The organism is Nocardioides sp. GCM10027114 (assembly GCF_042659625.1).
GTDB lineage: Bacteria > Actinomycetota > Actinomycetes > Propionibacteriales > Nocardioidaceae > Nocardioides.
This window is the reverse complement of the sequence record NZ_JBHSSS010000006.1, coordinates 184,177-195,684: the sequence shown is the minus strand read 5'-3', so window position 1 is coordinate 195,684 and position 11,508 is coordinate 184,177. Positions and strand designations below refer to the sequence as shown.

11 protein-coding genes are annotated in these 11,508 nt (G+C 71.8%); 4 read left to right on the top strand and 7 right to left on the bottom strand.

Translation table 11 applies throughout. The features are described from left to right. Positions 1-229: 229 nt before the first annotated feature. A complete protein-coding gene (locus ACFP2E_RS04070; protein ID WP_378521150.1) occupies positions 230-634 on the bottom strand; it encodes a YjbQ family protein in 405 nt (134 codons plus the stop codon). Positions 635-682: 48 nt separating this feature from the next. Here ACFP2E_RS04070 and ACFP2E_RS04065 point away from each other — a divergent pair, with 48 nt between their 5' ends. Beyond that, the gene (locus ACFP2E_RS04065) at positions 683-1,468 is read left to right on the top strand and encodes a GNAT family N-acetyltransferase (RefSeq protein ID WP_378521151.1); all 786 of its coding nucleotides are present in this window, start codon (positions 683-685) and stop codon (positions 1,466-1,468) included. Positions 1,469-1,499: 31 nt separating this feature from the next. Here ACFP2E_RS04065 and ACFP2E_RS04060 read toward each other — a convergent pair whose 3' ends face one another. Next, positions 1,500-1,799 carry an MTH1187 family thiamine-binding protein gene (locus tag ACFP2E_RS04060; protein ID WP_378521152.1) on the bottom strand — a complete coding sequence of 100 codons (300 nt, stop codon included), beginning with the start codon at positions 1,797-1,799 and terminating at the stop codon, positions 1,500-1,502. Between the two features lie 66 nt (positions 1,800-1,865). Here ACFP2E_RS04060 and ACFP2E_RS04055 point away from each other — a divergent pair, with 66 nt between their 5' ends. After that, positions 1,866-2,384: a GDSL-type esterase/lipase family protein gene (locus tag ACFP2E_RS04055; RefSeq protein ID WP_378521153.1), complete on the top strand. Its 519-nt coding sequence runs from the start codon at positions 1,866-1,868 to the stop codon at positions 2,382-2,384. A gap of 9 nt (positions 2,385-2,393) precedes the next feature. Here the strand turns inward: ACFP2E_RS04055 and ACFP2E_RS04050 are convergent, their stop codons facing one another. Both ACFP2E_RS04050 and ACFP2E_RS04045 read right to left on the bottom strand, forming a co-directional pair. After that, positions 2,394-2,885, bottom strand: a complete 492-nt coding sequence (locus tag ACFP2E_RS04050; protein WP_378521154.1) for a SigE family RNA polymerase sigma factor — start codon at positions 2,883-2,885, stop codon at positions 2,394-2,396. Next, positions 2,872-4,230: a hypothetical protein gene (locus tag ACFP2E_RS04045; RefSeq protein WP_378521155.1), complete on the bottom strand. Its 1,359-nt coding sequence runs from the start codon at positions 4,228-4,230 to the stop codon at positions 2,872-2,874. The genes ACFP2E_RS04050 and ACFP2E_RS04045 overlap by 14 nt, the downstream gene beginning before the upstream one ends. A gap of 195 nt (positions 4,231-4,425) precedes the next feature. On the opposite strand from ACFP2E_RS04045, the gene ACFP2E_RS04040 reads away from it, so the two are divergent. Together ACFP2E_RS04040 and ACFP2E_RS04035 are read left to right on the top strand one after the other, a co-directional pair. Continuing rightward, positions 4,426-5,493: an alkene reductase gene (locus ACFP2E_RS04040; protein WP_378521156.1), complete on the top strand. Its 1,068-nt coding sequence runs from the start codon at positions 4,426-4,428 to the stop codon at positions 5,491-5,493. 10 nt (positions 5,494-5,503) lie between these two features. Beyond that, the gene (locus tag ACFP2E_RS04035) at positions 5,504-6,448 is read left to right on the top strand and encodes an aldo/keto reductase (RefSeq protein ID WP_378521157.1); all 945 of its coding nucleotides are present in this window, start codon (positions 5,504-5,506) and stop codon (positions 6,446-6,448) included. 19 nt (positions 6,449-6,467) lie between these two features. Here the strand turns inward: ACFP2E_RS04035 and ACFP2E_RS04030 are convergent, their stop codons facing one another. From ACFP2E_RS04030 to ACFP2E_RS04020, 3 genes are all read right to left on the bottom strand, one after another. Continuing rightward, positions 6,468-7,154, bottom strand: a complete 687-nt coding sequence (locus ACFP2E_RS04030) for a sulfite exporter TauE/SafE family protein (protein ID WP_378521158.1) — start codon at positions 7,152-7,154, stop codon at positions 6,468-6,470. 44 nt (positions 7,155-7,198) lie between these two features. Next, positions 7,199-10,030, bottom strand: a complete 2,832-nt coding sequence (locus ACFP2E_RS04025; RefSeq protein ID WP_378521159.1) for an aconitate hydratase — start codon at positions 10,028-10,030, stop codon at positions 7,199-7,201. Between the two features lie 236 nt (positions 10,031-10,266). Next, on the bottom strand, positions 10,267-11,409 hold the full coding sequence (locus ACFP2E_RS04020) for an endonuclease/exonuclease/phosphatase family protein (protein ID WP_378521160.1): 1,143 nt from the start codon (positions 11,407-11,409) through the stop codon (positions 10,267-10,269). Between the last annotated feature and the right edge of the window lie 99 nt (positions 11,410-11,508).

Genomic DNA, 11,508 nt, shown 5'->3' with positions numbered 1-11,508 from the left:
CGCCATCGAGCTCAACAACCGACCCCGCAAGACCCTCGACTGGCGCACCCCGGCCGAGGCCCTGGACAAGCTACTGTCCGAACACGACAACAAGACCGGTGTTGCGAACGCAGGTTGAAACCGCCCCACGGCCGAGCCTCGGAACCCCCGCACCGGCGCAGGGCACCGGTGGTTGAGGTGCGAGGCCGGCCACGGCCGAGCCTCGAAACCCCCGCACCGGAGCAGGGCCTCAACCGGCAATGAAGCTGAACCGCACCTCGCGCTCGGCGTTGTCGACGTTGAGGTCGACGAGGCACACGCTCTGCCAGGTGCCGAGGGCGATCTGCCCGTCGAGCACCGGCAGGGTCGCGTAGGGCGGGACCAGCGCGGGCATCACGTGGTCGCGGCCGTGGCCGGGGCTACCGTGCCGATGCCGCCAGCGGTCGTCGGTGGGCAGCAGGTCGTCGAGCGCGGCCAGCAGGTCGTCGTCGCTGCCGGCGCCGGTCTCGATGATCGCGAGGCCGGCGGTGGCGTGCGGCACGAAGACGTGCAGCAGGCCGCTGCCGCAGCCGGAGACGAAGTCGGCACAGTCCCGGGTCAGGTCGAGGACGGTCGTGGAACCACCGGTGCGATAGCTGCGGATCTCGGAGTGCACCCGACGATCGTGCCACGCTGCCGGTCGGTCGCAGGTAGGTTGCCGGACATGCACGTGGAGTCCCTCGCCTGGCGCACCGACCTCGCCCTGCTGACGCTGGCCGGCAGCACGGTCGAGGACCACGGCAACCACCTCGTGGTGCGGACGCCCGACAACCCGACCTTCTACTGGGGCAACTTCCTCCTGCTCGCCGAGCCGCCCGTCGCAGGCGCGGTCGACGGCTGGGAGGACGAGTTCGTCCGGGAGTTCCCGCTGGCCGCGCACCGCGCCTTCGGTGTCGACGGCGCCGAGCGGACGACGGCCGACCTCAAGCCGCTCGTCGACGCCGGCTACGAGGTCGACGGCTCGTCGGTGATGACGGCGCAGGCCGTGCACCCGCCGCCGCGCCCGAACACCGAGGCCGAGCTGCGGCCGCTCACGAGCGACGACGACTGGGAGCAGCAGGTCGCACTGGCCCTCGCCGGCGAGGGCGAGTGGATCACCCCGGAGTTCGTCGTACGCCGCAACGAGGCGCAGCGCGCGCTCGTCGAGCAGGGGCACGGCCGCTGGTACGGCGCTTTCCTCGACGGCCGCCTGCTCTCGTCGCTGGGGCTGCTCGAGGCGTCCCCCGGCCTCGCCCGCTTCCAGGAGGTCAAGACCCACCCGGATGCTCGGGGGCAGGGGCTCTGCGGGACCCTCGTCCACCACGCCAGCCGCTGGGCGCTCGACGAGCTCGGCGCCACCACGCTGGTGATGGTCGCCGACCCCGACTACCTCGCGATCCGGATCTACCGCTCCGTCGGCTTCCGCGAGACCGAGACCCAGCTGGCCGCGTTGCGCTCGCCGGTCCACTAGCCCGCCGATTCACCGGCCCGGCAGGCGGACCTCAGTCCGCGAGCGCCTGCTCGATCCGCTCGACCTTGGCGGTGAGCTGGCCGTCGTATCCCGGACGGATGTCGGCCTTCAGCACCAGGCCGACCCGCGGCGAGACCGCAGCGACGGCGTCGACCGCCTTCTTGACCACCGCCATGACCTCGTCCCACTCCCCCTCGATGTTGGTGAACATCGCGTTCGTCTCGTTGGGGAGGCCGGACTCGCGGACCACGCGCACCGCCTCGGCGACGGCGGCGCTCACCCCGCCGGTGTCGTCGGTGACGGCGGGGCTGATGCTGAAGGCGACGATCATGCGGCGAGGCTATCCGTCCTGGTGAGCCTCACCCTCACGTGCCGCCGGCGACCTAGGGTGGGGCAAGTGCGGATCGTGCTCCTCGGGGACAGCCACCTGGCCCGTCTCCGGCGCGACCTCCCGCTTATCGGCAACGATGTTGCCAACGCAGCCGTGGGTGGAGCCACCGTGCTCGACCTCGAAATGCAGGCCATAGGTGTCATCCTCAGCAGCGCGGACACGGCTGTGGTCTCCGTCGGCACCAACGAGGCTGCACCGTGGAACGCGATCTCGGTGCCCGAGTTCCAAGAAGCTCTGACGCACTTCATGGTCTCGGCGCCGGTCCGAAGCTGGGTCATCTTGCTGCCCCCTGGAGTGGACGAGGAACGGCTCGGCCCGGGCGATCGGACTCAGGCGGTGGTGACCCAGTACCGCGCCGCGGCCGTCTCCGTTGCCGAGTCCTGCGCGGCACGCGTGCTCGACCCCCGACCTCTCATCGCGCCCCTTGGCCCTCGGGCCTTCGTCCACGACGGCCTCCACCTCAGCGGCGAGGCGTACAGACTCCTCCTGCCCGCCCTCGCCCTGGCCGTCTCCGCGAAGCGCTGACAGCGACGATCATGCGCTCACGCTAGCGAGGTCCGGGAGCAGCCCGCGCAGCCGTGTCAGGGCGTCGCGCGACTGCGACTTGACCGTGCCGACGGAGATGCCGAGCACCTCGGCGGTCTGCCGCTCCGTGAGGTCCTCGTAGTAGCGCAGCACGACCACCGCCCGCTGCCGCGGCGCGAGCCGGGCCAGGGCCGCGCGCAGGTCGTGGACCGCATCGGCGTCGGCGGGTTGCCCTGCCGTGTCGGGCACGGCGTCGGTGCTGACCTCGCGCCAGCGGCGTCGCCGCCAGCGGGTGATGCTCTCGCGCGCGAGGATGCGGCGTACGTAGGGCTCGGGGTTATCCGCGATCCGCGCCCAGTGCGGCACGGCCTTGACCAGCGCTACCTGCACCAGATCCTCCGCGTCGTCGTGGTTGCCGGTGAGGAGGTACGCCGAGCGCAGCAGCGCGCCGCGCCGTGCTGCCACGAACTCCTCGAACCCGGACCGGTCAGGGCTCGACACGTCGCCTCCAGCTGCGCACACCGAGCACGCCGCTCCCGAGCGCCAGCAGCACCAGCGCCGTCGTCACCCGCGGGTCCCACGGCTCGGGCGGCGCCGGCCGCTCGACCACACGCGCGCCCAGCAGGTCGGACGCCCACGCGACCTGGCCGCTGTGTGCGCCCGGCATCTCCACCCGCCGGGTCCGCTCCCCGGAGTCGACGTCGAACTCCACCAGCCACCAGATGTCGAGCCACCGGCCGTCGGGGTCCTCCTCGCGCTGCAGCACCATCACGTGGTCGTCGTCCGACCACCCGTGGACCTCCCAGACCTTCCCCGTGCCCGGCACCCGTCGCACCCGGTCACCGTCGAGCACCGCCAGGCCCGAGGGCTGCCGGTTGATGTTGGAACGCGCCGCCCACCGGCGTCCGGTGGGGTCGACGGCGAGACTCGGATCGACGGACTCCGTCCCGACGACCCGCCGCAGGTCATTGCCTTCGGCGAGCCAGAACTCCCCCTCGTCGCCCCAGCCGATCGTGCGGCCGTTGCTGCTCGGACCCCACGTCGACACGTCGAGGTCGTCCACCTCGGGGAAGGCCACCGGGGCTCGACCGAGGTCCCACCGGAGCGCGGGCGCCCAGCGCGCCATCGACTGCTCGTCGACCGAGTCGTCGTCGCCGCCGACGTACTGGCTGTGGTCGACGACGAGCGTGTCGGCATCGAGCCACGCCAGCACTCTCGGAGACAGGCCGTGGTCGGTGGGGATGTCGTGCCGCTCGACCTCACCGGACTCGGTGTCGTAGATCGCGACTCCGGTCGAGACGCGCTGGTAGTCGCCATTCGTGTTCGGCGACTCGGCCGTCGGGCCGGTGGTCCAGTAGGCGACGTGCCGGCCGTCGGGCGCCAGCGCGACCTCGCGGTCGTCGGACTGGTCGGGCAGGTCGAGGAACCTGTAGTCGCCGGAGGTGGCGGAGATGCCCACGATGCCCCGGCTCCCCCACCACCAGGCGCCGCGGTCGGCGTCCATCACGGCGACCAGCCGGCCGAGCTCGCCGCCGTCGTCGGTGCCCTCGAGCCAGCGGCTCGGCTGATGCACTGTCTGAGGCAGTGCGATGGTCGAGCCCGCGGAGGCGACCGGCGGGGGCGTCGGGCCGGACGCGCGCCACGAGAGCGTGCCGACCCCCACGACGGCCACCGCTGCTGCGGCGGCGACGAGCGCCGTACCGGCGCGACGTCGTCGCTGCCAGGTGCGACCCCGGTCCCAGAGCTCGTGCGCGGGGTCGCCGGGAGGCGCGGGCTCGCGGGTGGCGTCGTCGGCCAGCCGGTGCAGCTGCCGGGCCAGGCGGTCGTGCAGGTCGGTGTCGGTCATCGGTCCCTCGTCGAGGTGGGCGGCTCTACAACTCCCCACACGCCCCGACGGTCACGCCCGGAGGGGTGCCGGACCCGGAAATCTTCGACCGCGGCCCGGGGTGAGGGTCCTCACCCCTGGTTGCGGTTTCCATCCACGGACCACCGGGCACAAGAAGGTTGAAAGTTGTACTGCCTTCAACCGAAAGGTGACCTCGTGTCCCGTGCCTTCGAGACCGTCCGTGTCGGCCGTTGGGAGCTCCCGCAGCGCTTCGTGATGGCCCCGCTCACCCGCAACCGCGCGGGGGAAGGAATGGCACCCACCGAGCTGAACGCCACCTACTACGCCCAGCGCGCCGGCGCCGGCCTGATCGTGACCGAGGGCACGCAGCCCAGCGCCGTCGGCCAGGGCTACCCCGGCACGCCGGGCATCCACAGCGTCGAGCAGCGCGAGGGCTGGAGCGAGGTCGCCGACGCCGTCCACGAGCAGGGCGGGCGCATCGTCATGCAGCTCATGCACGTCGGCCGGATCGCCCACCCGGACAACAAGGGGGGCCTGCCCACGGTCGCGCCCAGCGCAGTCACCGCACCCGGCGAGATCTTCACGCCGACCGGCCTGCAGCCGCACGCCGAGCCGCACGCCCTCACCGAGGACGAGATCCCCGGCGTGGTGCAGGAGTTCGTCGACGCGGCGCGCAACGCTGTGGACGCCGGTCTCGACGGCGTCGAGGTCCACTCCGCCAACGGCTACCTGCTCCACCAGTTCCTGGCGCCGAACACCAACCAGCGCACCGACTCCTACGGTGGCTCGCCCGAGGAGCGCGCCCGCATGACCGTCGAGGTCACCAGGGCGATCGCCGCCGAGATCGGCGCGGACCGCGTCGGCATCCGCATCTCCCCCGGCCACGCCTTCAACGGCATCGAGGAGAACGACGAGGTCGACGTCCGCGAGACCTACGAGGCGCTCGTGGACGGGATCGCCGACCTCGGCCTCGCCTACCTGAGCATCCTCGCCGACCCGGAGAGCAAGCTGGTCGCCTCGCTGCGCGAGCGCTTCGACGGGGTCGTCGTGGTCAACTCCGGCTTCGAGAAGATGACGACGCTCGAGGACGTCGAGCGGGTCCTCGATCAGGACCTCGCCGACGTCGTCGCGGTGGGCCGCCCGTTCCTGGCCAACCCCGACCTCGACGAGCGGTGGCGGACGGGAGCCGAGCTCAACGAGCCCGACCAGGCGACGTTCTACGGTGGCGGGGCCGAGGGGTACACCGACTACCCCACGCTGTGAGGATGGGCGGATGAGAATCCGTCAGCTCGGGAGGACCGGCATCGAGGTCAGTGAGATCGGCCTCGGCGGCTGGCAGCTGGGCCGGTCCTCCCAGTGGCCCGAGGGCCCGGACGAGGCCGAGGCCGTCCGACTGGTCCACGAGGCGCTCGACGCCGGGGTGACGTTCATCGACACCGCCCCCGGGTACGCCGACGGCCGCAGCGAGGAGAACATCGGCACCGCCCTGCGGGGCAGGCGCCGCGACGACGTCGTGCTCTGCACCAAGGTCGGCCACCTGCCGGACGGCAGCTCGGACTGGTCGGCGGAGAGCGTCCGGGCCTCGGTGCGCCGCAGCGCCGAACGGCTCGGCACCGACCACCTCGACGTCGTCGTGCTGCACAGCCCGCCGCCGGAGGTGCTCGACGGCACCCGCGGCGAGCTGTACGGCGTGCTCGATGACCTCCGGCAGGAAGGGCTGCTGCGGGTGTACGGCGCCTCGGTCGACTGGGGCGACGACGTCGACACGGTGCTCCGGACCAGCTCCAGTCGCGCCCTCGAGGTGCGGATGTCCGCGCTCTTCCAGGAGCCGTGGGCCTCGATCGGGCGCGCCCGCGACGCCGGGGCAGGCACCATCGTCAAGGTGCCGCTCGAGTCCGGGTGGCTGTCGGGCCGCTACACCGCCGACAGCGTGTTCAGCGGCGTGCGCGAGCGGTGGACCCGTGAGCAGGTGGCCGAGCGGGCCGCCCTCGTCGAGGAGGTCCGAGCACTGCTGCCCGCCGGGCTGCCGCTCGCCCACGGCGCCCTGCGCTTCCTGCTGGCCCACGACGGCGTCTCCACCGTGATCCCCGGCGCCCGCACGATCGACCACCTGCGGGACTCGGTCGCCGCGGCGGCGGAGCCCCTACCTGCCGACGTCGTCGCGGCGATCCGCGACTTCCACGAGCGTCGACTCGCCGATGCCCCCCTCGACTGGTGAGGCTCCCGGCGGCTCGGCCCTAGGAGACCGACTTCGCGAGCAGCGCGACCGCGCTGGCCGCGCACACGAGCAGCACGCCCTGGCGGAACTGCTCGCGCGGCAGCCGGTCGCGCAGCCGCGTCCCGAGCCAGATCCCGAGCAGCAGGCCGGGCGAGACGATCGCCGCCACGACGAGCGACGCGAGCGGCAGGGCGTCGGTCACGGCCAGCCCGACCAGGCTCATCACGACCCCGATGAAGAAGAAGACCGCCAGCGTCGAGCGAACCTCCGAGGGCCGGCGGTGCTGCAGCAGCAGCGCGATCGGCGGCCCGCCGATGGAGGTGGCGGTGCCGGTCACGCCGGCGGTGAAGCCCGCGCTGAGCAGCGAGACCCGGGTGACGGGGATGTCGACCGCGCGCAGCGACAGCCCGACGGCGACGAGCACCATCACCGCGACCGCCATGCCGAGCTGCTGGGCGGTGAAGACGAGCACCAGCCAGGTGCCGAGCGCCGTACCGGGGACGCGGGCCGGCAGCGTCCACGCGATCGCACGCCAGTCGACGTGCTGCCGCTCCCCCGCGAGCGACAGCCCTGACACCAGCAGCCCGAACCACAGCGGCAGCGCCGGCATCAGCGACGGCTCAAGGATCGCGACCAGGGGCGCGGTCACCAGGCCCACGCCCAGGCCGACGACAGCCTGGACGAAGGCACCGACGAGAACCGCCACCGCGATCAGGACGATCGCGGTGGCGGTCAGCTCGGTCAGGTGGCTCAGCCCTTGCGCAGGTTGCGCAGCACGTAGGGCATGATCCCGCCGTTGCGGTAGTAGTTCGCCTCGCCCGGGGTGTCGATGCGGACGACCGCGTCGAACTCCACGTCGCCGGCCTTGACCTTGACGGTCTTCGGCGTCCGGCCGTCGTTGAGCTCGGTGACGCCGGTGATCGTGAAGGTCTCCTCACCGGTCAGGCCGAGCGACTCGGCGCTCTCGCCCTCGGGGAACTGCAGCGGCAGCACGCCCATGCCGATCAGGTTGGAGCGGTGGATCCGCTCGTAGGACTCGGCGATGACGGCCTTCACGCCGAGCAGCGCGGTGCCCTTCGCGGCCCAGTCGCGCGACGAGCCGGAGCCGTACTCCTTGCCCGCGAGGACCACGAGCGGCGTACCGGCGGCGACGTAGTTCTCGGAGGCCTCGAACACCGTGGTGACCTCGCCGTCCTGGGTGAAGTCGCGGGTGAAGCCGCCCTCGGTGCCCGGCGCGAGCTGGTTGCGCAGGCGGATGTTGGCGAAGGTGCCGCGGATCATGACCTCGTGGTTGCCGCGGCGCGAGCCGTAGCTGTTGAAGTCACGCTGCTCGACGCCGTGCTCGAGGAGGTACTTGCCCGCGGGAGAGTCCTTCTTGATGGCACCGGCCGGGCTGATGTGGTCGGTGGTGACCGAGTCGCCGAGCTTGAGCAGCACGCGGGCGCCCTCGATGTCCTCGACCGGCTCCGGCTCGTCGGGCATGCCGTCGAAGTACGGCGCCTTGCGGACGTAGGTGGAGTCCTCGTCCCACGCGAAGGTGTCGCCCTCCGGGGTGGGCAGCGACTGCCAGCGCTCGTCACCGGCGAAGACGTCGGCGTAGTCCTTGGCGAACATGTCGGCGGTGATGGCCTCGCCGATCACGCGCTCGACCTCGGCCGGCGAGGGCCAGATGTCCTTGAGGAACACGTCGTTGCCGTCGGAGTCCTTGCCCAGCGGGTCCTCGAAGAGGTCGACGTCCATGGAGCCGGCCAGGGCGTAGGCCACGACGAGCGGCGGCGACGCGAGGTAGTTCATCTTCACGTCGGGGTTGATCCGGCCCTCGAAGTTGCGGTTGCCGGACAGCACCGAGACGACCGCGAGGTCCTTCTCCTGCACGGCCTGCGACACCTCGGGGATGAGCGGGCCGGAGTTGCCGATGCAGGTGGTGCAGCCGTAGCCGACGAGGTTGAAGCCGAGCTTGTCGAGGTACGGCGTGAGGCCGGCCTTCTCGTAGTAGTCGCTGACGACCTTCGAGCCGGGCGCGAGGGTGGTCTTGACCCACGGCTTGCGCTGCAGGCCCTTCTCGACGGCGTTCTTCGCGAGCAGCGCCGCGCCGATCATCACCGACGGGTTGGAGGTGTTGGTGCACGACGTGATCGCCGCGATGGTGACGGCGCCGTGGTCGAGCGTGAACTTCGTGCCGTCGGCGAGGGTGACGTCGACCGGGCTGCTCGGGCGGCCCTCGGACCGGTGCGCCGCGGACGGGTGGCCGTGCGGCGGCGCCGAGCCGTTGCCGGAGTGGGTCGGGGTGTCGGAGGCCGGGAAGGTGCCCTCGACCTCGTCGTCGTACCCGTGGGTCTCCTGCATGTCGGTGTCGCCGGTGTCGACGTACGCACCGAGCGCCTCGCGGAAGCCGTCACGGGCCTCGGTGACCTCGACGCGGTCCTGCGGACGCTTCGGGCCGGCGAGTGACGGGACGACCGTCGAGAGGTCGAGCTCGAGCTTCTCGGAGTAGCGGGGCTCGGCAGCCGGGTCGTGCCACAGGCCCTGGGCCTTGGCGTAGGCCTCGACGAGCTTGAGCTGCTCGTCGGAGCGGCCGGTGAGGCGCAGGTAGTCGATGGTCTGCTCGTCGATCGGGAAGACCGCGATGGTCGAGCCGAACTCCGGGCTCATGTTGCCGATCGTGGCGCGGTTGGCCAGCGGCAGCGCGGAGACGCCCTCGCCGTAGAACTCCACGAACTTCCCGACGACGCCGTGCTCGCGCAGCATCTCGGTGATGGTGAGCACCAGGTCGGTGGCGGTGGAGCCCTCGGGCAGCTCGCCGGACAGCTTGAAGCCGACGACGCGCGGGATCAGCATCGACACGGGCTGGCCGAGCATCGCGGCCTCGGCCTCGATGCCGCCGACGCCCCAGCCGACGACACCGATGCCGTTGACCATGGTGGTGTGGGAGTCGGTGCCGACGCAGGTGTCGGGGTAGGCCTGGACAACATCGGACCCGTCCGCTCCCTTGACAGAGCGGGTGAAGACGGTGCGCGCGAGGTGCTCGATGTTGACCTGGTGGACGATGCCGGTGCCCGGCGGGACGACCTTGAAGTCGTCGAAGGCGCCCTGGCCCCAGCGCAGGAACTGGTAGCGCTCGCGGTTGCGCTCGTACTCGATCTCGACGTTCTTCTCGAACGCCTCGGGGGTGCCGAAGACGTCCGCGATGACGGAGTGGTCGATGACCATCTCGGCCGGGGCGAGCGGGTTGATCTTGGACGGGTCTCCGCCGAGCTCGGCCATCGCCTCACGCATCGTGGCGAGGTCGACGACGCACGGGACGCCGGTGAAGTCCTGCATGATCACGCGCGCCGGCGTGAACTGGATCTCCTTGTCGGGCTGGGCGTTCTCGTCCCACCCGGCGAGGGCCTTGATGTCGTCGGCGGTGATGTCGGCGCCGTCCTCGGTGCGGAGGAGGTTCTCGAGCAGCACCTTGAGGCTGAAGGGCAGCGAGTCGACGTCGAGCCCCTCCCCCGTCACGGCGTCGAGCCGGAAGATCTCGTAGGACTTGCCGTCCACGTCCAGGGTGCTCTTGGCTCCGAAGCTGTCCTGACTGGCCATCCGCCATCTCCTCGTCTTGGTGCTCGGTCGTGATGCTGGTTCGTGATGCTGGTCTGGGTCGGGCTCGTCGGCTCTGGCCCATCTTGCCGCTGCGCGGAAGGGCGGGGGAAGTGAGGCTGTCCTTAGCCGGCCCGTCCCGGCGAGTCACGCTTTGTCTTGACGTCAAGATACACGACATCGAGTCGTCGGGACACGGCGGGTCCGTGCGCGCGGGCGCCGGGCCGTGCAGGCGGGGGTCAGTCGACCGTGAGGCTGGCGACCACGCCGGCGTGGTCCGAGGGCCAGCGACCCGAGGGCGTCCGGTCGCCGGGCTCCTCGCCGATGACCTCGGCGCGGTTGGTGGTGACGTCGTCGTCGTGGACGACCAGGTCGATCCGGGTCGTCAGCACGCCGGAGAGCAGCGCCGCGTCGAAGCAGCAGGTCGGGCCGGCCGCGCCGGGATTCGCCGCGGTCCAGGCGTCCGTGCCGACCGAGCCCACGAGCAGGTTGTACGCCGGGGCGGCGGGCGCCTCGGAGTTGTAGTCGCCGACGTACACCGTCGGCAGCGCGCCGTGCCGGGCGACGATCGCGGCCTGCGCGGCGAGCAGCTCCTGCACCTGGACGACCCGCAGCGGCTCGGCAGCCGCGCCGGCCTCCAGGTGGCTGTTGACGAACCGGAACGTCGCCCGCTTCGTCCGCACGTCCGCGGAGCCCCAGCCCCGCTTGACCGCCAGCTGACCCAGCGGCGTCGGGAACGTCAGCACGTTCTCGTACTGCCCGGCGTGCGCGGCCCTCACCCTGACGTTGGCGCGACGCAGGATCACGTCGCGGTCGAGCAGCGCCACCGCGCCCAGCCCGGTCGCCGTCTGGATCGGGATCGGAGGCGAGGCGAAGTTCTCCGCCGTCGCGCCGCGCACCTCGCGGTACGTCACGCCCCGGTCGGCCAGCGCCTCGAGCAGCAGGTCGAGGAAGTCGTAGCGCACCTGCGGCGACCCCGCCTGACCCGTGGCCGGGTCGTAGGTGGCGTACGTCGTCCAGCGCGTCACCTCCTGCAGGCCGACGACCGCGGGCCGCTCGGCGACGATCTCGTCGGCCACGGCGGCCATGCGCTCCTCGGGCCGCGTCGCCTGGACCGCCGCCCAGGTCTGCGTGGCAGTGGTGACGATCGCCGTCTGGTCGCCGCCCGCCAGGGCGGTGATGACCGGCGTGAGGTCGGCGCCGAGGTACAGGTTGCGCGTCATCACGTCGAACGTCCGAGCAGGGGCCGCGGCCCTGTCGGCGCCTCGCGACTGCTGCCCTGCAGACGCCGGGCCGGCGGACGTCGTCAGCGTCAGCGCCATCAGGGCGGCGACCACGGCCGCGGCCAGCCGGCGGGGCGAGGAGGATCGGGACACCTGCATGGCGGCGCTCCAGACGTGGGGGTGCCGGCAACGTAACCACGGCCGCGAGCCGGGCTCAATGGCCCGATCGGACCCGTCCACAAAGTTCGGTACAGACAC

What these genes read in the sequence shown, in the direction of transcription:
- ACFP2E_RS04065 (WP_378521151.1), top strand. Translation starts at nt 683, where the DNA reads ATGCACGTGGAGTCCCTCGCCTGGCGCACCGACCTCGCCCTGCTGACG.
- ACFP2E_RS04060 (WP_378521152.1), bottom strand. Translation starts at nt 1,799, where the DNA reads ATGATCGTCGCCTTCAGCATCAGCCCCGCCGTCACCGACGACACCGGC.
- ACFP2E_RS04045 (WP_378521155.1), bottom strand. Translation starts at nt 4,230, where the DNA reads ATGACCGACACCGACCTGCACGACCGCCTGGCCCGGCAGCTGCACCGG.
- ACFP2E_RS04035 (WP_378521157.1), top strand. Translation starts at nt 5,504, where the DNA reads ATGAGAATCCGTCAGCTCGGGAGGACCGGCATCGAGGTCAGTGAGATC.
- ACFP2E_RS04025 (WP_378521159.1), bottom strand. Translation starts at nt 10,030, where the DNA reads ATGGCCAGTCAGGACAGCTTCGGAGCCAAGAGCACCCTGGACGTGGAC.
- ACFP2E_RS04020 (WP_378521160.1), bottom strand. Translation starts at nt 11,409, where the DNA reads ATGCAGGTGTCCCGATCCTCCTCGCCCCGCCGGCTGGCCGCGGCCGTG.